The 22,194-nt window shown below is 62.4% G+C and carries 17 protein-coding genes and 1 pseudogene; 16 read left to right on the top strand and 2 right to left on the bottom strand.

The features are described 5' to 3' along the window. The first annotated feature begins 49 nt into the window (after positions 1 to 49). The 6 genes from M1D87_RS01620 (at position 50) to M1D87_RS01645 (ending at position 8,222) form a co-directional block, all read left to right on the top strand. Positions 50 to 580, top strand: coding sequence for a DUF5943 domain-containing protein (locus M1D87_RS01620; RefSeq protein WP_013970507.1), 531 nt, complete (start codon positions 50 to 52; stop codon positions 578 to 580). A gap of 15 nt (positions 581 to 595) precedes the next feature. After that, entirely contained in the window at positions 596 to 2,656 is a 2,061-nt protein-coding gene (dgcA, locus tag M1D87_RS01625) for a dimethylglycine demethylation protein DgcA (protein ID WP_013970508.1), read from the top strand. A gap of 177 nt (positions 2,657 to 2,833) precedes the next feature. Next, the gene (gene dgcB, locus M1D87_RS01630; protein ID WP_123085399.1) at positions 2,834 to 4,786 is read left to right on the top strand and encodes a dimethylglycine demethylation protein DgcB; all 1,953 of its coding nucleotides are present in this window, start codon (positions 2,834 to 2,836) and stop codon (positions 4,784 to 4,786) included. After that, positions 4,786 to 6,018, top strand: a complete 1,233-nt coding sequence (gene etfA, locus M1D87_RS01635) for an electron transfer flavoprotein subunit alpha (RefSeq protein WP_039613190.1) — start codon at positions 4,786 to 4,788, stop codon at positions 6,016 to 6,018. The genes dgcB and etfA overlap by 1 nt, the downstream gene beginning before the upstream one ends. A 10-nt stretch (positions 6,019 to 6,028) precedes the next feature. Then, complete coding sequence (gene etfB / locus M1D87_RS01640) at positions 6,029 to 6,799, top strand: electron transfer flavoprotein subunit beta (RefSeq protein ID WP_003257512.1); 771 nt, start codon at positions 6,029 to 6,031, stop codon at positions 6,797 to 6,799. A 679-nt stretch (positions 6,800 to 7,478) separates the two neighbouring features. Beyond that, the gene (locus tag M1D87_RS01645; protein WP_123085397.1) at positions 7,479 to 8,222 is read left to right on the top strand and encodes an RHS repeat-associated core domain-containing protein; all 744 of its coding nucleotides are present in this window, start codon (positions 7,479 to 7,481) and stop codon (positions 8,220 to 8,222) included. Positions 8,223 to 8,267: 45 nt separating this feature from the next. Here the strand turns inward: M1D87_RS01645 and gbcA are convergent, their stop codons facing one another. Further along, positions 8,268 to 9,560, bottom strand: coding sequence for a glycine-betaine demethylase subunit GbcA (gene gbcA, locus M1D87_RS01650; RefSeq protein WP_015268653.1), 1,293 nt, complete (start codon positions 9,558 to 9,560; stop codon positions 8,268 to 8,270). A gap of 294 nt (positions 9,561 to 9,854) precedes the next feature. Here gbcA and gbcB point away from each other — a divergent pair, with 294 nt between their 5' ends. From gbcB to M1D87_RS01680, 6 genes and pseudogenes are all read left to right on the top strand, one after another. Then, on the top strand, positions 9,855 to 10,955 hold the full coding sequence (gene gbcB, locus M1D87_RS01655; protein ID WP_015268654.1) for a glycine-betaine demethylase subunit GbcB: 1,101 nt from the start codon (positions 9,855 to 9,857) through the stop codon (positions 10,953 to 10,955). Positions 10,956 to 11,073: 118 nt separating this feature from the next. Beyond that, a complete protein-coding gene (locus M1D87_RS01660; protein WP_407682538.1) occupies positions 11,074 to 11,823 on the top strand; it encodes an RHS repeat-associated core domain-containing protein in 750 nt (249 codons plus the stop codon). A gap of 301 nt (positions 11,824 to 12,124) precedes the next feature. Next, positions 12,125 to 12,355, top strand: coding sequence for a hypothetical protein (locus M1D87_RS01665; RefSeq protein ID WP_003257514.1), 231 nt, complete (start codon positions 12,125 to 12,127; stop codon positions 12,353 to 12,355). After that, entirely contained in the window at positions 12,352 to 12,654 is a 303-nt protein-coding gene (locus tag M1D87_RS01670; protein WP_003257516.1) for a cell division protein ZapA, read from the top strand. Before M1D87_RS01665 ends, M1D87_RS01670 begins: the two co-directional genes overlap by 4 nt. Before the next feature lie 361 nt (positions 12,655 to 13,015). After that, positions 13,016 to 13,858 (top strand): annotated as a pseudogene (locus M1D87_RS01675) (PDC sensor domain-containing protein); the annotation flags it as partial. 207 nt (positions 13,859 to 14,065) lie between these two features. After that, positions 14,066 to 14,770 carry a methyl-accepting chemotaxis protein gene (locus M1D87_RS01680; protein ID WP_461241472.1) on the top strand — a complete coding sequence of 235 codons (705 nt, stop codon included), beginning with the start codon at positions 14,066 to 14,068 and terminating at the stop codon, positions 14,768 to 14,770. Positions 14,771 to 14,923: 153 nt separating this feature from the next. Here M1D87_RS01680 and M1D87_RS01685 read toward each other — a convergent pair whose 3' ends face one another. Next, the gene (locus tag M1D87_RS01685; protein ID WP_061550715.1) at positions 14,924 to 15,964 is read right to left on the bottom strand and encodes a threonine aldolase family protein; all 1,041 of its coding nucleotides are present in this window, start codon (positions 15,962 to 15,964) and stop codon (positions 14,924 to 14,926) included. A gap of 338 nt (positions 15,965 to 16,302) precedes the next feature. Between M1D87_RS01685 and M1D87_RS01690 the strand changes: the two genes are divergently transcribed. The 4 genes from M1D87_RS01690 to M1D87_RS01705 are packed head-to-tail and all read left to right on the top strand — an operon-like array spanning position 16,303 to position 22,186. After that, the gene (locus tag M1D87_RS01690) at positions 16,303 to 17,556 is read left to right on the top strand and encodes a serine hydroxymethyltransferase (RefSeq protein WP_123085395.1); all 1,254 of its coding nucleotides are present in this window, start codon (positions 16,303 to 16,305) and stop codon (positions 17,554 to 17,556) included. A gap of 15 nt (positions 17,557 to 17,571) precedes the next feature. After that, positions 17,572 to 18,822, top strand: a complete 1,251-nt coding sequence (locus tag M1D87_RS01695) for a sarcosine oxidase subunit beta family protein (protein ID WP_003255680.1) — start codon at positions 17,572 to 17,574, stop codon at positions 18,820 to 18,822. Between the two features lie 14 nt (positions 18,823 to 18,836). Continuing rightward, positions 18,837 to 19,172 carry a sarcosine oxidase subunit delta gene (locus tag M1D87_RS01700; RefSeq protein WP_039613194.1) on the top strand — a complete coding sequence of 112 codons (336 nt, stop codon included), beginning with the start codon at positions 18,837 to 18,839 and terminating at the stop codon, positions 19,170 to 19,172. Beyond that, complete coding sequence (locus tag M1D87_RS01705) at positions 19,169 to 22,186, top strand: sarcosine oxidase subunit alpha (protein ID WP_039613195.1); 3,018 nt, start codon at positions 19,169 to 19,171, stop codon at positions 22,184 to 22,186. The genes M1D87_RS01700 and M1D87_RS01705 overlap by 4 nt, the downstream gene beginning before the upstream one ends. Positions 22,187 to 22,194 lie beyond the last annotated feature (8 nt).

A 22,194-nucleotide genomic window follows, 5' to 3' on the forward strand; every position in this document is an offset into this window, starting at 1 on the left:
CAGCAACGCCGGGGCATCCCGATAAAAAATTTTATGGAGTTGAGTTTCCATGGCCAAGATCGCCCCGCAATTGCCAATCGAAGTAGACAGCGAGACCGGTGTCTGGACCAGCGACGCCTTGCCGATGCTGTATGTGCCGCGCCATTTCTTCGTCAACAACCACATGGGCATCGAAGAAGTCCTGGGCGCCGACAAGTACGCCGAGATCCTCTACAAGGCCGGCTACAAGTCCGCCTGGCACTGGTGTGAAAAAGAGGCCGAGTGCCATGGCCTGGAAGGCGTGGCGGTGTTCGAGCACTACATGAAGCGTCTGAGCCAGCGTGGCTGGGGCCTGTTCGAAATCCAGGACATCGACCTCGACAAAGGCACCTGCAGCGTCAAGCTCAAGCACTCCGCATTCGTGTACGTCTATGGCAAGTGCGGCCGCAAGGTCGATTACATGTTCACCGGCTGGTTCGCCGGCGCCATGGACCAGATTCTCGCTGCCCGCGGCAGCTCGATCCGCACCGTGGCCGAACAGGTCTATGGCGGGTCGGAAGAAGGCCACGAAGATGGCCTGTTCGTTACAAAGCCGTTGTAAGCCGGAGATAGCGTCATGGCATTCGAAGCAATGTTCCAGCCGATCCAGATCGGCAAACTGACCATCCGCAACCGTGTGCTCAGCACCGCGCACGCTGAGGTCTACGCCACTGACGGCGGCATGACTACCGACCGCTACGTGAAGTACTACGAAGAAAAGGCCAAGGGCGGTATCGGCCTGGCGATCTGCGGCGGCTCGTCGGTAGTGGCAATCGACAGCCCGCAGGAGTGGTGGTCGTCGGTCAACCTGTCGACCGACCGCATCATTCCGCACTTCCAGAACCTGGCCGACGCCATGCACAAGCATGGCGCCAAGATCATGATCCAGATTACCCACATGGGCCGTCGCTCGCGCTGGGACGGCTTCAACTGGCCGACCCTGATGTCGCCGTCGGGTATCCGTGAACCCGTGCACCGCGCCACCTGCAAGACCATCGAGGTGGAAGAGATCTGGCGCGTGATCGGCAACTATGCGCAAGCTGCCCGCCGTGCGAAGGAAGGCGGCCTGGACGGCGTGGAACTGTCGGCCGTGCACCAGCACATGATCGACCAGTTCTGGAGCCCACGGGTCAACAAGCGTACTGACGAATGGGGCGGCACCTTCGAAGGGCGCATGAAGTTCGGCCTGGAAGTACTGAAGGCCGTGCGCGCCGAAGTCGGTGACGACTTCTGCGTGGGCATGCGTATCTGTGGCGACGAATTCCACCCCGATGGCCTCAGCCACGAGGACATGAAGCAGATCGCTGCCTACTACGACGCCACCGGCATGCTCGACTTCATCGGCGTGGTCGGCTCGGGTTGCGACACCCACAACACCCTGGCCAACGTCATCCCGAACATGAGCTACCCGCCGGAGCCGTTCCTGCACCTGGCGGCCGGTATCAAGGAAGTGGTCAAGGTACCGGTGCTGCACGCGCAGAACATCAAGGACCCGAACCAGGCTACCCGTATCCTCGAAGGTGGCTACGTGGACATGGTCGGCATGACCCGTGCGCACATGGCCGATCCGCACCTGATCGCCAAGATCAAGATGGGCCAGATCGACCAGATCAAGCAGTGCGTCGGTGCCAACTACTGCATCGACCGCCAGTACCAGGGCCTGGATGTGCTGTGCATCCAGAACGCCGCGACCTCCCGTGAATACATGGGCGTGCCGCACATCATCGAGAAGACCACCGGCGCCAAGCGCAAGGTGGTGGTGGTTGGTGCCGGCCCGGCCGGCATGGAAGCGGCCCGTGTGGCTGCCGAACGTGGCCACGATGTGACCCTGTTCGAGAAGAAGGAGCAGATTGGCGGGCAGATCACCATCGCCGCCAAGGCCCCGCAGCGTGACCAGATCGCCGGTATCACCCGTTGGTACCAGCTGGAGCTGGCGCGCCTGAAGGTCGACCTGCGCCTGGGCACCGCCGCCGACGTGGCTGCCATCCAGGACCTGCGCCCCGACATCATCGTGCTGGCGGTAGGTGGGCATTCCTTCCTGGAGCAGAACGAGCACTGGGGCGCCGCCGAAGGGCTGGTAGTCAGCAGCTGGGACGTGCTCGACGGCAAGGTTGCGCCGGGCAAGAACGTGCTGGTGTACGACACCATCTGCGAGTTCACTGGCATGTCGGTGGCTGACTTCATCGCCGACAAGGGCAGCCAGGTCGAGATCGTCACCGACGATATCAAGCCAGGCGTGGCCATGGGCGGTACTACCTTCCCGACCTACTACCGCAGCATGTATCCGAAAGAAGTGATCATGACCGGCGACATGATGCTGGAAAAGGTCTACCGCGAAGGCGACAAGCTGGTGGCGGTGCTGGAAAACGAATACACCGGCGCCAAGGAAGAGCGCGTGGTCGACCAGGTGGTGGTGGAGAACGGCGTGCGTCCTGACGAGCAGCTGTACTACGCACTGAAGGAAGGTTCGCGCAACAAAGGCCAGATCGACGTGGAGGCGCTGTTCGCCATCAAGCCACAGCCGATCCTCAGCCAGCCGGGCGAAGGCTACCTGCTGTACCGCATCGGCGACTGCGTGGCCCAGCGCAACGTGCATGCGGCGATCTACGACGCCTTGCGCCTGTGCAAGGACTTCTGATCGAGAAAAATCGTCGCCACCGGGCGCGGTCCCTGTGGGAGCGGGTTCACCCGCGAAAGCGTCAGCACAAGCAACAGAGTTGTCTGATCTGACGCATTCGCGGGTAAACCCGCTCCTACAAGGGGCCAATCCCATCTTCAGAGTGGCGCAAGAATCCAGCTGTTGTGGGAGCCTCCCATGTTGAACACCCTTCTACCAATCCTGCTGTTCGCTGCCCTTGGCCTGGCAGTGCTCGGCGCCCTGCGCCGGGTGCGCATGTGGCGGCGTGGCCGGCCGTCCAAGGTCAACCTGATCGGCGGCCTGCTGGCCATGCCGCGCCGCTACCTGGTGGACCTGCACCATGTGGTCGAGCGCGACAAGTACATGTCCAAGACCCACGTGGCCACCGCTGGCGGCTTCGTGCTGTCGGCCGTGCTGGCGATCCTGGTGCACGGCTTCGGCCTGCAGAGCAAGATCCTCGGCTACGCGTTGCTGGTGGCCACGGTGATCATGTTCAGCGGCGCCATCTTCGTCTTCAAGCGCCGCCTCAACCCGCCTTCGCGCCTGTCCAAGGGCCCGTGGATGCGCCTGCCGAAGAGCTTGCTGGCGTTTGCCGTTAGCTTCTTCATCGCCACCTTGCCGGTTGCCGGCATCCTGCCGGCCAACACCGGTGGCTGGGTGATGGTGGGCATTCTCGGCCTGGGCGTGCTGTGGGGCGTGTCGGAGCTGTTCTTCGGCATGACCTGGGGCGGCCCGATGAAACACGCCTTCGCCGGTGCCCTGCACCTGGCCTGGCACCGCCGCGCCGAACGCTTTGGCGGCGGCCGTTCCACCGGCCTCAAGCCGCTGGACCTGGAAGACCCGAACGCGCCGCTGGGCGTGGAAAAGCCGGTGGACTTCACCTGGAACCAGCTGCTGGGCTTCGACGCCTGCGTGCAGTGCGGTAAATGCGAAGCCATGTGCCCGGCCTTTGCCGCCGGCCAGCCGCTGAACCCGAAAAAGCTCATCCAGGACATGGTCATCGGCCTGGCCGGTGGTACCGACGCGCAGTTTGCCGGCAGCCCATACCCGGGCAAACCGATCGGTGAGCATGGCGGCCACCCGCACCAGCCAATCGTCAATGGCCTGGTCGACGCCGAAACGCTGTGGTCGTGCACCACCTGTCGTGCCTGCGTCGAGGAGTGCCCGATGATGATCGAGCACGTCGATGCCATCGTCGACATGCGCCGTCACCTCACCCTGGAAAAAGGCGCCACCCCGAACAAGGGCGCCGAAGTGCTGGACAACCTGATCGCTACTGACAACCCGGGCGGCTTCGCCCCTGGCGGGCGCATGAACTGGGCCGCCGACCTCAACCTGCAACTGCTGTCGGAGGTGAAAACCACCGAGGTGCTGTTCTGGGTCGGTGACGGTGCCTTCGACATGCGCAACCAGCGCACCCTGCGCTCGTTCGTCAAAGTGCTCAAGGCGTCGGGCGTGGACTTTGCCGTGCTCGGCCTGGAAGAGCGCGACAGCGGCGACGTGGCGCGCCGTCTGGGCGATGAAGCGACCTTCCAGCAATTGGCCAAGCGCAATATCCAGACCCTGGCCAAGTACAAGTTCCAGCGCATCGTCACCTGCGACCCACACAGCTTCCATGTGCTGAAAAACGAGTACGGCGCCCTGGGCGGCGACTATGAGGTGCTGCACCACAGCACCTACATCGCCGAACTGATCGCGGCCAACAAGCTCAACCTCGGCCAGCACAAGGGCGGCAGCGTCACCTACCACGACCCATGCTACCTGGGCCGTTACAACGGTGAGTACGAAGCTCCGCGTGCCGTGCTCAAGGCCCTGGGTATCGAAGTGCGCGAGATGCAGCGCTCGGGCTTCCGTTCCCGTTGCTGCGGCGGTGGTGGCGGTGCGCCGATCACCGACATCCCTGGCAAGCAGCGTATCCCGGACATGCGCATGGACGACATCCGCGAGACCGAGGCCGAGCTGGTAGCTGTGGGTTGCCCACAGTGCACCGCCATGCTCGAAGGTGTGGTCGAACCGCGCCCGCAGATCAAGGACCTGGCCGAACTGGTGGCCGACGTGCTGATCGAAGAGGACGCGCCCTCTGCCCCAAAGCCGCAAACGGCCAAACGTGAACCTGCGGAGGTGCACTGATGAGCGACATTATCCGCCGCGACCCACGCGCCGAGTGGATCGCCCGTAACCGTCTGCACCCGCTGCATGCAGCGATGCAGACGCAGCAGACCAGCTGGATGGGGCCCAACGGCCTCATCCGCAAGAACCCCCACGCGATTGCCGCAGGCTTCATCGGCCCGGCCGGCATCAAGCGCATCGACCGCAGCGGCGCCCAGCAGGGCACCGCCGTGGGCGGGCGACGCACGGCGGCGGCCGAAGTCAAGCTGCCGCTGCACCAGGTGCCGGCGCCGGCGTTCTACATCGCCGTGGTGCCGGACATGGTCGGTGGCCGCCTGAGCAGCCACGACCGCGACCTGCTCGGCCTGGCCCACAGCCTGGCCGGCAGCGACGGTGCGGTGCTGGCAGTGGTGTTTGGCGAGCACAAGGAAAGCAACTTTTCCACAGCCGGGGTCGACCGCCTGCTGGTCATCGAAGGCGAGGCTTTCGAAGGTTATGCACCGGAGCAACTGGTACAAGGCTTGCGGGCTGTGGATAACCAGTTCACCCCGCGCCACTGGCTGCTGCCCGACAGCCGCACCGGTGGCGGCGAACTGGGCCGGCGCCTGGGCGCGGCACTGGGCGAGCGCCCGGCAACGCGGGTATGGCAGGTCAAGGACGGCCAGTGCATCGGCCGTGCCGGTGCCGGCCAGCAAGACCTGCAACGCGCCGTACCACGCTTGATCCTGGCGGCGGCCGAGTGCGCCGAGCCAGTCAGCGAAACCCGTCACGAAGCGCTGCCGGTGGAGTTGTCCACAAGCGTGGCACGCAGCCTGTCGCGCATCGAAGACCTCGGCTCGGTGGCCGTGGACCCGGCCACCATTGCCATGGCTGAAGCCGAGTTCATTGTCTCGGGCGGCAACGGGGTCAAGGACTGGGACCTGTATCACAAGGCCACCGCGGCCCTTGGCGCCACCGAAGGCGCCTCGCGGGTGGCGGTGGACGACGGCTTCATGCCGCGCAACCGCCAGGTGGGTGCCACCGGTACCTGGGTTACCGCGCGGGTCTACGTGGCTGTGGGTATCTCGGGCGCGATCCAGCACCTGCAGGGCATCGGCGCCTGCGACAAGGTGGTGGCGATCAACATGGACCCAGGCTGCGACATGATCAAACGGGCCGACCTGTCGGTAATTGGCGACAGTTCGGCGATTCTCCAGGCACTGATCGAGGCTGTGGACAACTACCGCAGCGGCGGCCAGCGCGACGCGGCGTAAGGGCACGAGCATGAGTACGAAAGTGATCAGCCTGGTTTCCATCGGTGCCCACCCCAGCTCCGGCCGCGCTCGCCGCGCCGAGCAGGATGCGCGCGCCGTGGAGCTGGGTTTGCAGCTGGCGGGGGATAACTTGCAGGTGGTGCATGCCGGCGACCCACGGGAAGAGGCGCTGCGCGCCTACCTGGGGATGGGCCTGGACCATCTGGATGTGCTGGAGCAGCCGGCCGGTGCCGACGTGCTGGGCGTGCTCGGGGATTACCTGCGCGATGCCGGGGCACAGCTGGTGCTGACCGGCAGCCAGGCCGAGACTGGCGAAGGGTCGGGCATGTTGCCGTTCCTGTTGGCCGAAAAGCTCGGCTGGCCACTGATTGTGGGGTTGGCTGAAGTGGAGTCGATCGACAACGGCACCGCCCAGGTATTGCAGGCGCTGCCGCGCGGTCAGCGGCGTCGACTGAAGGTACGCCTGCCGCTGCTGGCGACTGTGGATAACGCTGCGCCCAAGCCGCGCCAGAGCGCTTTCGGGCCGGCGCGTCGGGGTGTGTTGGCGGCACGCAACGTGGCTATCGTCGAGGACGAACTGCTGGCCGAAGCCGAACTGCAGCCAGCCCGCCCACGGCCCAAGCGGCTTAAGGTGATCAAGGCCAAGAGCGGTGCCGACCGGATGAAGGCGGCGACGGCCAAGGCCAGTGGTGGCGGTGGCAAGGTGTTGAAGGACGTTTCTCCACAGGAAGGCGCCGAGGCCATCCTCAAGCTGCTGGTGGAAGAAGGCGTGCTGCGCTAGAGCCTCACGCGGTCCCGGTGTAGGAGCGGCCTTGTGTCGCGATGGGCTGCGCAGCAGCCCCAGCAATCTTGACTCGTAGTCGAGATCCTGGGGCCGCGCTGCGGCCCATCGCGACACAAGGCCGCTCCTACATTCAATACTCAGCATCCACCCGAGCGCTTTTGCCCACCGAATCTGTTCGCCAAGGTGTGGATAAAGTGTTGGCGCATGGCCGCAGCCCTTGTCTGACATGGCCTCCAAGCGTTTGATCAAAAAACGATCAGTCTTATCCCTGCCTTCGCATGCAAAGCACGGCAGCACCCTGCTTATTTTGCCCACAATCGCTGTTAGCCGGTCTGTGGATAATCTGTTCGGCATCACCTGTAAGCGGCGTAGTCAAAGGCTTTGGCAGATCTGTTCAAAAATTGAACAATCCCGCCCGGATGCTACGCGATGCCTGAAAATCAAGCCCTTGGGTCACTTATCAACAGGGCGATCGCAAAAAGCTCATTGGTTGCCCACAAAGTCTGTTGGTGTTTCTGTGGACAAGATGTATGAACTCCGCTGTAGCCCAGTTAATACGCGACCTTGGCTGATATGGTCAAATAATGATCAAGGTCCTACCTGACATTTTTGCCAGTACGCGAATGTTCAACCAACCATTACCGTATCCACAGGTCTTCGTATTTGTGAATAACTCATGGCGACATACCTGCTAAATGCCGATCGGCAGCACTCTGTACTGGGTGCGCATCTCGGCGGCCCGCGTGCTTATGCGCCTTATGGAGTCATAAGCGCCGCCTGCGCACCAGGGCTGGCATTTTGTGGAGAGTATCGGGACCCAGTGACTGGGAATTACCCACTGGGAAATGGCCATCGTACCTACACACCCTCGCTCATGCGTTTCCTGTCACCGGACACGCAAAGCCCGTTCGGCAAGGGCGGGCTCAATGCTTATTTGTACTGCCTTGGTGACCCGGTCAACCACCGCGATCCCACAGGGCAGAAGGCAGAGGATTATGTACTGCCAGTGCTAAGTATCCTTACCAACGTGCTAGGTCTGTTTATCAGCGCGCTACGATTCAGAGCTTTCGTCAAGCAGGTGGGCGCTAGTCGAAGAATTGCCGTGGAAAGCCTTTCACCGTCGATTATGCCGCCAACACGACAGGATTGGGCTTTGTCCAGCGTGAGTGCGGTCGCTGGCGTTGCGGGGTTGACCATTGGTATTGTGAGAACGGCCGATCCTGAAAACAACTGGCAGACATGGGCCTTGGCTACGCTGACCGTTGTGTCGCTCGCAACGACGGGCTATGAGGCATGGGGGCTGGCTCAGGAGAAGCCATGGAAAACGGACACGCCTGTCGCTTTGGGGCCGCGAGAATTTCCGCCTACCGCAAATGTGAACACTTCAGCGGCCGGTATCAGAGGCATAACCCCATCCTAGAAATACGGATAGCGACATCTGTCGCTATCCGTATTTCCCGGGCAGTTACTGCGCCTGCACTTCTTTCAGGTAAGGCGCAGGTTCCGCGCCCAGATTGTTCAGCAAGCGCTGGCTATACCAGTCAATGAAGTTGACCACGCCAAACTCGTAGGTCTTCGAGTAAGGCCCAGGCTGATACGCAGTGGAGTTGATCCCACGCTGGTTCTCTTCAGCCAAACGACGGTCCTGATCGTTGGTTGCGTCCCAGACCTTGCGCATCTGCTCAGGGTCGTAGTCCACGCCTTCCACGGCATCCTTGTGCACCAACCACTTGGTGGTGACCATGGTTTCCTGGGCGCTGATCGGCCACACGGTGAACACGATCATGTGGTCGCCCATGCAGTGGTTCCAGGAGTGTGGCAGGTGCAGGATGCGCATCGAGCCCAGGTCCGGGTTCTTGATGCGGCCCATCAGCTTCTTGCACGCCTGCTTGCCATCCATGGTCATCGACACGGTCCCCTTGAGCAGCGGCATGCGCACGATACGGTTACGCAGGCCATGGCTCTTGTGCAGGTACGGGATCTTCTCGGCTTCCCAGGCAGCGGCGGAGGCGGCTACGTGGTCCTTGAAGGCCTGGTCGGCGCGAGGGTCGTTGGTGTCATCCCACTCCAGCAGGGTTTTCAGCAGCTCAGGGTGCGACCCATTGCAGTGGTAGCACTCGCGGTTGTTTTCCAGCACCAGTTTCCAGTTGGCCTTTTCCATCAAGGTGGTTTGTACCGCCACCTTGGTGTTTTCCATGTCGTACGGTTCCATGTAGTGGTCCAGGGTGGCCAGGAACTCGTCGATGGCGGGCGGGTTTTCCGCCAGGCTGATGAAGATGTAGCCGCCAGCGACCTTCACGTTCACCGGCTTCAGGCCATACTGGTTCATGTCGAAGTCGGCGCCCATTTCAGTGCCGGCGAACAGCAAGCGGCCGTCCAGCTCGTAGGTCCACTGGTGGTAAGGGCAGACCAGCTTGGCCACCTTGCCTTTTTCGCTGGTGCACAGACGCGAGCCGCGGTGGCGGCAGACGTTATGGAAGGCATGCACCTTACCCTCGGCACCACGGATCACGATGATCGGGTTCTTGCCGATCTGCAGGGTCAGGAAGTTGCCCTTTGTCGGGATCTCGCTTACCAGCCCCGCGATCAGCCACTCCTTGTGGAAGATCTCCTGCATGTCGATCTGGAACAGACGCTCGTCGGTGTAAAAAGGCTGGGGCAGCGAGTAGGTGCGCTCGCGGGTCTGCAGCATCTCGGCGGTGGCCTTGCGTGCAGGTTCCAGTGGATCGCCCAGGCTCAGGGTTGCGGTGACGTCCATCGTGTATTCCTCGGGGCCGTGTGCGGCCGGCAAAAGGTGGCTAATCGTTGTTGTGGTGCCGCAAGGCTGCTCATCAGAAACAGCTAGTTGTTTTGCCGTGGAGTGTGCGTCCGAAGGCGTCATGAACCGTATCCATGGGCGACATGGCCGATTTGAATTACGACGCGCCAGCCCTTGCAGTGCGGGGCTGGTCGCGATAAGCACGCCGATGTCGCTGGCAGGAATGTACGTCGTCTTCAGCTTGCGCATTATCCAAGCCATAAAACGGCCAATAGTCGGCTGCTGGAGATGAACATGTCCGATACCTTCCTCAATCCGGTCACTACCCAGACCTGGGCCAACGGCCGCCACATCGTGCGCTGCGTCAAGGTCATCCAGGAGACCTGGGACGTGCGCACCTTCTGCTTCATGGCCGATCAACCGATCATGTTCTTCTTCAAGCCGGGGCAGTTCGTCACCCTGGAGCTGGAGATCGAAGGCAAGCCGGTGATGCGTTCCTACACCATCTCCAGTTCACCGTCGGTGCCCTACAGCTTCTCGATCACCGTCAAGCGTGTACCGGGCGGCCTGGTGTCCAACTTCCTCCACGACACCATGCACGAAGGCGCCGAGCTGCCGGTGCACGGCCCGGTGGGGCTGTTCAACGCCATCGATTTCCCGGCGCAGAAGGTGCTGTACCTCTCGGGCGGTGTCGGGATCACCCCGGTCATGTCGATGGCGCGCTGGTTCTACGACACCAACGGCAATGTCGACATGGTGTTCGTGCACAGCGCCCGTTCGCCGAAGGACATCATCTACCACCGCGAGTTGGAGCAGATGGCCTCGCGCATCCCCAATTTCAGCCTGCACATCATTTGTGAAAAGCATGGCCTGGGTGAGCCGTGGGCGGGTTATCGCGGTTACCTCAACCAGCGCCTGATGGAGCTGATCGCGCCGGACTACATGGACCGTGTGGTGTTCTGCTGCGGCCCGACGCCATACATGACTGCGGTCAAGCGCATGCTCGAAGCGGTCGGCTTCGACATGAAGAACTATCACGAGGAATCGTTCGGTGCGACGCCGCCTGAGGCCAAGGCCGATGCGGTGGAGCATGCCGAGCAGGCTGCCGACGCGCCGGAACTGGATGCGGCCGACCTCAACCTGGTGGAGTTCATCGGCAGCGAGAAGAGCATCCGCATCGCCCCGGGCGAGACCGTGCACGCGGCGGCGGCCAAGGTTGGCCTGATGATCCCGAAAGCCTGCGGTATGGGCATTTGCGGCACCTGCAAGGTGCTCAAGCTGGGCGGCGAAGTGGAGATGGAGCACAACGGCGGCATTACCGAAGAGGACGAAGCCGAGGGCTACATCCTGTCGTGCTGCAGTGTGCCGAAAGGAGATGTGCGGATCGATTACTGATCCGGTGTTCCCAGGGCCGCAAAGCGGCCCTGTTGTGTTTCACAACTGGTATTTCCGACAGTTCCAGATTACCCGAGGTACCAAATAGAATTGCCTCAGTCCTCTTTGAGTATTGAGCATGAACCGTTGCCATTTGCTAGTTGTGGATATGAGCGGTTCAGTGTTTTACGGCAGCCACTGCAGAACACACGGCGCATATGACCCCTATGGTGCACATCCAGGCAATGCTGCTTGGGTACTCGCATTTAATGGCGAGCGCCAAGATAACTTCACAGGCTTTTATCTGCTCGGCAATGGCAGAAGAGCATATAGCTCCGCATCAAGGCGATTCTTGTCTGCAGACCAGCTAAGCCCATTTTCCAAGGGGGGTATCAATGCTTATGCCTATTGCTTGGGAGATCCGGTTAACAGGCAAGATCCGAGCGGAGCATTCAGCATTCTCTCGTTTCTCAAAAGCGCGATATGGCTAGGCTCGCGGATTAAAGCAGCTTGGGCTCGTCCAGCTAGATTGAAGGTGTTGGCTGAAGCGGCTCAATGGACGGCCAGTATCGGAGGCAGCCTGGCTTTTTACGGAGTACCTGGTGGTAAAGAGTTGGCGACTGCAGGGAGTATTGTGAAGGTCGGGTTAAAAGGACTTTCGGTCGGCAGGTCGCTGAAGAAACAGGTTGAGAATAGTTCTGGGCCTCTCATGATGGATTTGGCTGGGGCTGATTTTTCGCCCTTCGTTGGCCCTACCACCGCCAGCGAGTCTCCAAGCCCCTTGGAGCTTGCTGAACAGATCAGGGCTGTATCTCGTCCAACCCATTCAAGTCCAAGGCAAGGCGTGACAATTCTGCAATCACCGCACGGGCCTGTTGCGCCCCGGTAGCACTCTGCACCGACAGGTCAATGATGTTCGCCAGGTTGCGTCCACTTTCCGCGCCACTTCTTCCACAGCGCTGATCATCTCTATGAGGGTGCTGGCCGCCTGTTCGATTTCGTTGTTCTGCTGCTGGCCGCGGGCGCTTTCGTCTGTCCTTTTCCTGACCGGCGGTTGACCCAGGTCGGAACAAGGGGCCGGCTACCCTGTCAATCTGCGGGTTAGACACTTTGTGAATCCGATATTTAATGGCGATGGGCCGCACTTTTCTTTATCGTGTGCGCCCCTCGCAACAACCTGAGATAGACCCATGCTGGAAGCTTCCCTGAATCAAATCGAGCAACTGGTCAGCGACCTGATGCAGAAGAACGCTCAACTCACCGAGCAGAACGCCGCCCTCGGTCAGGAACTGGCCCAGGCCAAGGAAGAGAACGAAACCCTGCAGCTGTCGCTGATGGAGCAGGAAGAGAAGAACGGCAGCACTGCTGCACGCCTGCAGGCCCTGCTCGAGCGCGCCAACGCCGGCGTCGTAGGCGCATGACACTTCGAGCGCAGCCGATCAATGTCGTGTCGATCCTCGGCAACGACTATTCGATCAAGGCGCCTGAAGGCCAGGAAGCGACCCTGGCCCAGGCGGTGCAGATGCTCAACACCGCCCTGGCCCAGACCAAGCGTCAGTACCCGACCCTGATCGGCGACAAGCTGCTGGTGCTGGCCGCGCTGAACCTGTGTTCGCGGCAGATCGAGCTGCAGGATGAGCACCGCAAGACGCTGGAGCGTACCCAGGCGCAGATCGATGCCACGGTGGATGCCATCGTGCGGACCATAGCCGAACAATAAGGCCTTACATCGTCCTCTGTGGGAGCGGATTCACCCGCGAATGCGTCAGTGTATTCAGCATCGCATTCGCGGGTAAACCCGCTCCCACAGGGTATCTGATTGCTTCAGGTCACTGGATTAACTGGATACGCAAGTGTATACACTTTCCGCAAAACAATAATTATGCGGGGAGTAGGGCATGCGTATCTGGCGTAAAAGCATCCAGTGGCAGTTGATCTCCAGCATGGGCGCAGCCCTGCTGGCGAGCATCCTGGTGGTGGTCATCATTTTCACGGTGGCGCTAAACCGTCTCACCGAACGCTATCTGGTCGATACCGCGCTGCCCGCCAGCATCGAGGCCATCCGCAACGACATCGAGCGCATGCTCGGACAGCCGCTGGTGGCGGCGGCGGATATTGCCGGCAACACCCTGCTGCGCGACTGGCTTGCCGCCGGTGAAGACCCCGCCCATGCCGCTCCATTCATCGAATACCTGACCGCCGCCAAGCAGCGCAACCAGGCCTTCACCACCTTGTTCGTCTCGACCGACACCGGCCACTACTACAACGAGAATGGCCTGGACCGTACCCTCAGCCGAAGCAATCCCAAGGACAAATGGTTCTACGGCTACATCGACAGCGGTGCCGAACGCCTGATCAACATCGACATCGACGGTGCCACCGGCGAGCTCGCGCTGTTCATCGATTATCGCGTGGAAAAGAATGGCCAACTGGTCGGTGTGGCCGGTATGGGCCTGCGCATGACCGAACTGTCGAAGCTGATCCATGACTTCAAATTTGGCGAGCACGGCAAGGTGTTCCTGGTGCGTAACGATGGCCTGATCCAGGTTCATCCGGACGCTGCCTTCAGCGGCAAACGCCAGCTCACCGAACAGCTCGGCGCGGATGCCGCCAAGGTGCTGATGACCGGCGGCGAAGGCCTGCGCAGCAGCCGCTTCAGCCGTGACGGCGAAAGCTACCTGGCGCTCGGCCTGCCCCTGCGCGACCTCAACTGGACCCTGGTGGCCGAGGTGCCGGAGGAGGAAATCTACGCGCCAATGCACCAGGCGGTATGGCTGACCAGCCTGATCGGTGGTGCCGTGGCCCTGGTGTCGCTGTTGCTGGTGGTGCTGCTGGCGCGTGGCCTGGTGCGGCCGATCCGCCGCGTCACAGCGGCGTTGGTGCAGATTGGCAGTGGCGCGGGTGATCTGAGCCATCGGCTGGACGATTCACGCCAGGACGAACTGGGTGACCTGGCGCGTGGCTTCAACCGCTTCCTCGACAGCCAGCGCCGGTTGATCGGCGAGGTATTGCACACTTCCGAGCGGCTGCACCTGGCGGTCGAGCAGGTGACACAGGTGGTGGACAACACCGCCGAGCGTTCCGGGCGCCAGCAGGAAATGACCGAAATGGTCGCTACCGCCGTGCACGAAATGGGTTTGACCGTGCAGGACATTGCCCGCAATGCCGGTGATGCTGCCCAGGCCTCGCAATCGGCGAGGGACGAAGCCCTGCAGGCGCGTGAAGTGGTGCAGCGCTCGATCCGTGGTATCGAGGGGATGTCGGGTGATATCGGCAAGGCTGCCGAGGCAGTCAGCCAACTTGCCGATGAAGTAGCCTCGATCGACGAAGTTCTTGCGGTTATTCGTAGTATTTCCGAGCAAACCAACCTGCTGGCGCTGAATGCCGCCATCGAGGCGGCCAGGGCAGGGGAGATGGGCCGTGGATTTGCCGTGGTGGCCGATGAGGTGCGTACCTTGGCCCGGCGCACGCAGCTGTCCACCGACGAAGTGCAGCAGATGATCCAGCGCTTGAAGCAGGGCGCGGGTTCGGCTGTGAGTTCGATGCAGGCTGGGCAGCAGGCGACGGGTAGCGGGGTGGAGTCTAGCCAGCGCACCGGAGCGTCATTGGGGGCGATCACTGACCAGGTCGAGCACATCAGCGACATGAACCATCAGGTAGCTACTGCGACCGAAGAGCAGTCGGCGGTGACCGAGGAGATCAATCGTACGGTGCAGGGGATTTCCGACCTGGCGCGGGAGACCGCGGCGGAGGTGCAGGGCTGTCGCGAAGAGTGCCAGGCGCTGCGTGGCTTGGCGGATGACCTGGCGCGGCAGATGGGTGGGTTCAGGCTTTAGATCAGTGTTGGCTTCTTCGCGGGTAAACCCGCTCCCACAGGTTCATCATTGCTCTTGAGGGCAGAGCTGTACCTGTAGCTCCCACAGGCTCACCTCAGGCCTTGAAACCTGCGCGATCCCTGTGGGAGCGGGTTTACCCGCGAATGCGGCCTGTCAGGCGCTGATGATGGCGCGGATATCCGCCGCCAGCTCGCGCACCCGCTCTTCCTCGGTATCCCACGAGCACATGAACCGCGCCCCGCCACTGCCAATGAAGGTATAGAACCGCCACCCCTTGGCGCGCAGTGCCTCGATCGCATGCTCCGGCATCTGCAGGAACACCCCGTTGGCCTCAACCGGGAACATCAGATCCACTCCCGGCAAGTCACTCACCAGCGAGGCGAGCAACTGCGCGCAATGGTTGGCATGCGCGCCATGGCGCAACCAGGCGCCATCTTCCAGCAGGCCCACCCAAGGCGCCGACAGGAAGCGCATCTTCGATGCCAGTTGCCCGGCCTGCTTGCAGCGGTAGTCGAAGTCCTCGGCCAGCTGACGGTTGAAGAACAGGATCGCCTCGCCCACTGCCATGCCGTTCTTGGTGCCGCCAAAACACAGCACATCGACGCCGGCCTTCCAGGTCAGCTCTGCCGGGGTGCAGCCCAGGAACGAGCAGGCATTGCTGAAGCGGGCACCGTCCATGTGCAGGTTCAGTCCCAGCTCCTTGCAGGTGGCGCTGATCGCCTTCAGCTCATCGGGGCGATACACGGTGCCCACCTCGGTGGCCTGGGTAATGGTCACCACCCGTGGCTTGGGGTAGTGGATGTCCTGGCGCTTCAGCGCCACTTCGCGGATCGACTGTGGTGTCAGCTTGCCGTTGACGCTGGGCGCGGTCAGCAGCTTGGAGCCGTTGGAGAAGAACTCCGGCGCACCGCACTCGTCGGTTTCGACGTGGGCGGTCTCGGAGCAGATCACGCTGTGGTAGCTCTGGCACAGCGAGGCCAGGGCCAGGGAGTTGGCGGCGGTGCCGTTGAAGGCGAAGAACACCTCGCAGTCGGTTTCGAACAGCTTGCGGAAGTATTCCGCGGCGCGTTCGGTCCACTGGTCGTCGCCGTAGGCGCGGTCGTGGCCATGGTTGGCCTTTTCCATCGCTGCCCAGGCTTCGGGGCAGATGCCGGAATAGTTGTCGCTGGCGAATTGTTGGCTCTTATCTGTCATGACACTGTCCTGTGAACGACGCAGAACAGCACTCTAAACCATCGATTCAGCAGTTGCCTATACAAGCGGTGCAGCGTTTGATTTCGGCATTGCCTGTACTGGCCTATTCGCGGCTAAAGCCGCTCCCACTGGGAGATTGCAAGCATTGAGGCAGCGCCGTACCTGTGGGAGCGGGTTCACCCGCGAAAGGGCCGGCACGGTCAACACAAAAGCGAATGTCGTAAACGCGCCATTGCAAGGCGTGCGCAGGCATCTGACCCGCCCCGGCCAGTCATAACATCGCCACAAAGGGCCACAGTGCCCCACGACAAAAAACGATCGCTGCCGGGAGATACACGATGTTCAGCAAGCAAGACCAGATTCAGGGTTACGACGATGCACTGCTGGCGGCGATGAATGCCGAAGAGCAGCGCCAGGAAGACCACATCGAGCTGATCGCCTCGGAAAACTACACCTCCAAGCGCGTGATGCAGGCCCAAGGCAGCGGCCTGACCAACAAGTACGCCGAAGGCTACCCGGGCAAGCGCTACTACGGTGGCTGCGAGCACGTGGACAAGGTAGAAGCCCTGGCCATCGAGCGCGCCAAGCAGCTGTTCGGTGCCGACTACGCCAACGTCCAGCCGCACTCCGGCTCCTCGGCCAACGGTGCCGTCTACCTGGCCCTGCTGCAGGCTGGTGACACCATCCTCGGCATGAGCCTGGCCCACGGCGGCCACCTGACCCACGGCGCCAAGGTGTCGTCTTCGGGCAAACTGTACAACGCTGTGCAATACGGCATCGACACCAACACCGGCCTGATCGACTACGACGAAGTCGAGCGCCTGGCTGTCGAGCACAAGCCAAAAATGATCGTTGCCGGCTTCTCGGCCTACTCCAAGACCCTCGATTTCCCACGCTTCCGCGCCATCGCCGACAAGGTCGGCGCACTGCTGTTCGTCGACATGGCCCACGTAGCCGGCCTGGTTGCCGCTGGCCTGTACCCGAACCCTATTCCGTTCGCCGATGTGGTTACCACCACCACTCACAAGACCCTGCGCGGCCCACGCGGCGGCCTGATCCTGGCCAAGTCGAACGAAGAGATCGAGAAGAAGCTGAACGCCGCGGTGTTCCCCGGCGCCCAGGGCGGCCCGCTGATGCACGTGATCGCCGCCAAGGCCGTTTGCTTCAAGGAAGCGCTGGAGCCTGAATTCAAGGTCTACCAGCAACAAGTGATCGAAAACGCCCAGGCCATGGCCCAGGTGTTCATCGACCGTGGCTACGACGTGGTTTCCGGCGGCACCGACAACCACCTGTTCCTGGTCAGCCTGATCCGCCAGGGCCTCACCGGCAAAGATGCCGACGCCGCCCTGGGCCGCGCGCACATCACCGTCAACAAGAACGCCGTGCCGAATGACCCGCAGTCGCCATTCGTCACCTCGGGCCTGCGCATCGGTACCCCGGCCGTTACCACCCGCGGCTTCAAGGTTGCTCAGTGCGTGGCCCTGGCCGGCTGGATCTGCGACATCCTCGACAACCTCGGTGACGCAGACGTCGAAGCCGATGTGGCGAAGAACGTCGCGGCCCTGTGCGCAGATTTCCCTGTTTACCGCTGAGTGGAGTCAAACACCATGCAACGTTACTCGGGCTTCGGCCTTTTCAAGCACTCCCTCAGCCACCACGAGAACTGGCAGCGCATGTGGCGCACGCCAACCCCTAAAAAGGTCTACGACGTGGTTATCGTCGGCGGTGGCGGCCATGGCCTGGCCACGGCCTATTACCTGGCCAAGGAGCACGGCATCACCAACGTTGCCGTGATCGAGAAGGGCTACCTGGGCGGCGGCAACACCGCCCGTAACACCACTATCGTACGTTCCAACTACCTGTGGGACGAGTCGGCACACCTGTATGAGCACGCCATGAAGCTGTGGGAGGGCTTGTCCCAGGACCTCAACTACAACGTGATGTTCTCCCAGCGCGGCGTGTACAACCTGTGCCACACCCTGCAGGACATGCGTGACTCCGAGCGCCGGGTCAGCGCCAACCGCCTGAACGGCGTGGATGGCGAGCTGCTCAACACCGCCCAGGTCGCGGCCGAGATCCCGTACCTGGACTGCTCGAAGAACACCCGCTACCCGATCCTTGGTGCCACCGTGCAGCGCCGTGGCGGCGTGGCCCGTCACGACGCCGTGGCCTGGGGCTTCGCCCGTGCCGCCGACGCCCTGGGCGTGGACCTGATCCAGCAGACTGAAGTGATCGGCTTCCGCAAGGAAAACGGCGCGGTCATCGGTGTGGAAACCAACAAAGGCTTCATCGGCGCCAAGCGCGTCGGCGTGGTCACCGCCGGTAACTCCGGTCACATGGCCAAGCTGGCCGGCTTCCGCCTGCCGCTGGAATCGCACCCTCTGCAAGCACTGGTATCCGAGCCGATCAAGCCGATCATCGACAGCGTGATCATGTCCAACGCCGTGCACGGCTACATCAGCCAGTCCGACAAGGGCGACCTGGTGATCGGTGCCGGTATCGACGGCTGGGTCGGCTACGGCCAGCGCGGTTCGTACCCGGTGATCGAGCACACCCTGCAGGCCATCGTCGAGATGTTCCCCAACCTCTCGCGCGTGCGCATGAACCGCCAGTGGGGCGGCATCGTCGATACCTCGCCGGACGCTTGCCCGATCATCACCAAGACCCCGGTCAAGAACATGTTCTTCAACTGCGGTTGGGGTACTGGCGGCTTCAAGGCGACCCCGGGTTCGGGCAACGTCTTCGCCGCGAGCCTGGCCAAGGGCGAAATGCACCCACTGGCCGCGCCGTTCTCCATGGACCGTTTCTACAACGGCGCACTGATCGACGAACACGGCGCCGCCGCCGTCGCCCACTAACCGGAGACACCGTCATGTTGCATATTTTCTGTCCCCACTGCGGCGAGCTGCGCTCCGAAGAAGAGTTCCACGCCTCTGGCCAGGCGCACATCGCCCGCCCGCTGGACCCTAACGCCTGCTCCGACGAGGAGTGGGGTACCTACATGTTCTACCGTGACAACCCACGCGGTATTCACCACGAACTGTGGGACCACGTTGCCGGCTGCCGCCAGTATTTCAACGTCACCCGTGACACCGTGACCTACGAGATTCTGGAAACCTACAAGATTGGCGAGAAGCCGCAAGTGACCGCCAGCGGCAAGCAGAGCAGCGCCGCGTCGACCGTCAAAGGCCAAGGGGAAAAAGTATGAGCCAGACCTATCGCCTCGCCAGCGGCGGCCGTATCGACCGCAGCAAGGTCCTTAACTTCAGCTTCAACGGCAAGACCTACCAGGGTTATGCCGGTGACAGCCTGGCCGCCGCGTTGCTGGCCAACGGCGTCGACATCGTCGGCCGCAGCTTCAAGTATTCGCGTCCACGCGGCATCATCGCCGCCGGTACCGAAGAGCCGAACGCCATCCTGCAGATCGGCTCCAGCGAAGCCACCCAGATCCCCAACGTGCGTGCCACCCAGCAGGCGCTGTACGCAGGTCTTGTAGCTACCAGCACCAACGGCTGGCCGAACGTCAATAACGACGTCATGGGCATCCTGGGCAAGGTTGGCGGCAGCATGATGCCGCCGGGCTTCTACTACAAAACCTTCATGTACCCGAAATCGTTCTGGATGACTTACGAGAAGTACATCCGCAAAGCCGCAGGCCTTGGCCGCGCGCCGCTGCAGAACGACCCGGACAGCTACGACTACATGAACCAGCACTGCGACGTGCTGATCGTCGGTGCCGGCCCTGCCGGCCTGGCCGCTGCCCTGGCCGCTGGCCGCAGCGGTGCCCGCGTGATTCTGGCTGACGAGCAGGAAGAGTTCGGCGGCAGTCTGCTCGACACCCGCGAAACCCTCGACGGCAAGCCTGCTGCCGATTGGGTCAGCGCCGTGGTCAAAGAGCTGGAAAGCCTGCCTGAAGTGACCCTGCTGCCACGTGCCACGGTCAACGGCTACCACGACCATAACTTCCTGACCATCCACGAGCGCCTCACCGACCACCTCGGCGATCGCGCCCCGATCGGCCAGGTACGCCACCGCGTGCACCGCGTCCGCGCCAAGCGCGTGGTGCTGGCTGCCGGCGCCCACGAGCGCCCGCTGGTGTACGGCAACAACGACCTGCCGGGCAACATGCTGGCCGGTGCCGTGTCCACCTACGTACGCCGCTACGGCGTGGCCCCGGGCCGCAAGCTGGTGCTGTCGACCAACAACGACCACGCCTACCGCGCCGCGCTGGACTGGCACGACGCCGGCCTGCAAGTGGTCGCCATTGCCGACGCCCGCCACAACCCACGTGGCTCGCTGGTTGAAGAAGCACGTGCCAAAGGCATTCGCATCCTCACCTCCAGCGCCGTGATTGAGGCCAAGGGCAGCAAGCACGTCACCGGCGCCCGCGTGGCCGCCATCGATGTGCAGGCACACAAGGTCACCAGCCCTGGCGAAACCCTCGAGTGCGACCTGATCGCCACCTCCGGCGGCTACAGCCCGATCGTGCACCTGGCTTCGCACCTGGGCGGTCGCCCGGTATGGCGTGAAGACATCCTCGGCTTCGTGCCGGGCGATGCTCCGCAGAAACGCGAATGCGTGGGTGGCATCAACGGCGTCTACGCCCTGGGCGACGTGATCGCCGATGGCTTCGAAGGCGGCGTTCGCGCAGCCACCGAAGCGGGCTTCAAGGCCACCGTTGGCAGCCTGCCAAAAACCGTTGCGCGCAAGGAAGAGGCCACCGTGGCACTGTTCCAGGTGCCGCACGACAAGGGCACTGCCCGCGCACCCAAGCAGTTCGTCGACCAGCAGAACGACGTCACCGCGGCCGCCATCGAACTGGCCACCCGCGAAGGCTTCGAGTCGGTCGAGCACGTAAAACGCTACACCGCGCTGGGCTTCGGTACCGACCAGGGCAAACTGGGCAACATCAACGGCCTGGCCATCGCCGCCCGTTCGATCGGCATTACCATCCCGGAAATGGGCACCACCATGTTCCGCCCCAACTACACGCCGGTTACCTTCGGTGCAGTAGCGGGCCGTCACTGTGGTCACCTGTTCGAGCCCGTACGCTTCACCGCCCTGCATGCCTGGCACGTGAAGAACGGCGCCGAGTTCGAAGACGTCGGCCAGTGGAAACGCCCGTGGTACTTCCCGAAAGCCGGTGAAGACATCCACGCCGCCGTGACCCGTGAATGCAAGGCCGTGCGCGACAGCGTGGGCCTGCTGGACGCCTCGACCCTGGGCAAGATCGACATTCAGGGCCCGGATGCTCGTGAGTTCCTCAACCGCATCTACACCAACGCCTGGACCAAGCTCGACGTGGGCAAGGCCCGCTATGGCCTGATGTGCAAGGAAGACGGCATGGTCTTCGACGACGGCGTGACCGCCTGCGTCGGCGACAACCACTTCATCATGACCACCACCACTGGCGGCGCCGCCCGTGTGCTGCAGTGGATGGAGCTGTACCACCAGACCGAGTGGCCGGAACTGAAGGTGTACTTCACCTCGGTCACCGACCACTGGGCCACCATGACCCTGTCCGGCCCCAACAGCCGCAAGCTGCTGAGCGAGCTGACCGACATCGACATGGACAAGGAAGCCTTCCCGTTCATGACCTGGAAGGAAGGCAACGTCGGCGGCGTACCGGCCCGGGTGTTCCGTATCTCGTTCACCGGTGAGCTGTCGTACGAAGTCAACGTGCAGGCCAACTACGCCATGGGCGTGCTGGAACAGATCATCGAGGCAGGCAAGAAGTACAACCTGACCCCTTACGGTACCGAGACCATGCACGTACTGCGTGCCGAGAAGGGCTTCATCATCGTTGGTCAGGATACCGACGGCTCGATGACCCCGGACGACCTGAACATGAGCTGGTGCGTAGGCCGCAACAAGCCGTACTCGTGGATCGGCCTGCGTGGCATGAACCGCGAAGACTGCGTGCGCGAGAACCGCAAGCAACTGGTAGGCCTGAAGCCGGTCGACCCGAACCAGTGGCTGCCGGAAGGCGCCCAGCTGGTATTCGACCCGAAACAGCCGATCCCGATGGATATGGTTGGCCACGTCACCTCCAGCTATGCGTCCAACTCCCTCGGCTACTCGTTCGCCATGGGTGTGGTCAAAGGCGGCCTCAAGCGCATGGGCGAGCGCGTCTATTCGCCGCAGGCGGATGGCAGCGTGATCGAGGCGGAGATCGTGTCTTCGGTGTTCTTCGATCCGAAGGGTGAGCGGCAGAACGTTTGAGGCTTCAC

The organism is Pseudomonas sp. SA233 (assembly GCF_054792385.1).

What these genes read in the sequence shown, in the direction of transcription:
- etfB (WP_003257512.1), top strand. Translation starts at nt 6,029, where the DNA reads ATGAGTACGAAAGTGATCAGCCTGGTTTCCATCGGTGCCCACCCCAGC.
- M1D87_RS01620 (WP_013970507.1), top strand. Translation starts at nt 50, where the DNA reads ATGGCCAAGATCGCCCCGCAATTGCCAATCGAAGTAGACAGCGAGACC.
- M1D87_RS01690 (WP_123085395.1), top strand. Translation starts at nt 16,303, where the DNA reads ATGTTCAGCAAGCAAGACCAGATTCAGGGTTACGACGATGCACTGCTG.
- M1D87_RS01645 (WP_123085397.1), top strand. Translation starts at nt 7,479, where the DNA reads ATGGCGACATACCTGCTAAATGCCGATCGGCAGCACTCTGTACTGGGT.
- M1D87_RS01685 (WP_061550715.1), bottom strand. Translation starts at nt 15,964, where the DNA reads ATGACAGATAAGAGCCAACAATTCGCCAGCGACAACTATTCCGGCATC.
- dgcB (WP_123085399.1), top strand. Translation starts at nt 2,834, where the DNA reads ATGTTGAACACCCTTCTACCAATCCTGCTGTTCGCTGCCCTTGGCCTG.
- M1D87_RS01665 (WP_003257514.1), top strand. Translation starts at nt 12,125, where the DNA reads ATGCTGGAAGCTTCCCTGAATCAAATCGAGCAACTGGTCAGCGACCTG.
- etfA (WP_039613190.1), top strand. Translation starts at nt 4,786, where the DNA reads ATGAGCGACATTATCCGCCGCGACCCACGCGCCGAGTGGATCGCCCGT.
- M1D87_RS01695 (WP_003255680.1), top strand. Translation starts at nt 17,572, where the DNA reads ATGCAACGTTACTCGGGCTTCGGCCTTTTCAAGCACTCCCTCAGCCAC.
- M1D87_RS01680 (WP_461241472.1), top strand. Translation starts at nt 14,066, where the DNA reads ATGGGTTTGACCGTGCAGGACATTGCCCGCAATGCCGGTGATGCTGCC.
- M1D87_RS01660 (WP_407682538.1), top strand. Translation starts at nt 11,074, where the DNA reads ATGAACCGTTGCCATTTGCTAGTTGTGGATATGAGCGGTTCAGTGTTT.
- M1D87_RS01700 (WP_039613194.1), top strand. Translation starts at nt 18,837, where the DNA reads ATGTTGCATATTTTCTGTCCCCACTGCGGCGAGCTGCGCTCCGAAGAA.
- M1D87_RS01705 (WP_039613195.1), top strand. Translation starts at nt 19,169, where the DNA reads ATGAGCCAGACCTATCGCCTCGCCAGCGGCGGCCGTATCGACCGCAGC.
- gbcA (WP_015268653.1), bottom strand. Translation starts at nt 9,560, where the DNA reads ATGGACGTCACCGCAACCCTGAGCCTGGGCGATCCACTGGAACCTGCA.
- dgcA (WP_013970508.1), top strand. Translation starts at nt 596, where the DNA reads ATGGCATTCGAAGCAATGTTCCAGCCGATCCAGATCGGCAAACTGACC.
- gbcB (WP_015268654.1), top strand. Translation starts at nt 9,855, where the DNA reads ATGTCCGATACCTTCCTCAATCCGGTCACTACCCAGACCTGGGCCAAC.
- M1D87_RS01670 (WP_003257516.1), top strand. Translation starts at nt 12,352, where the DNA reads ATGACACTTCGAGCGCAGCCGATCAATGTCGTGTCGATCCTCGGCAAC.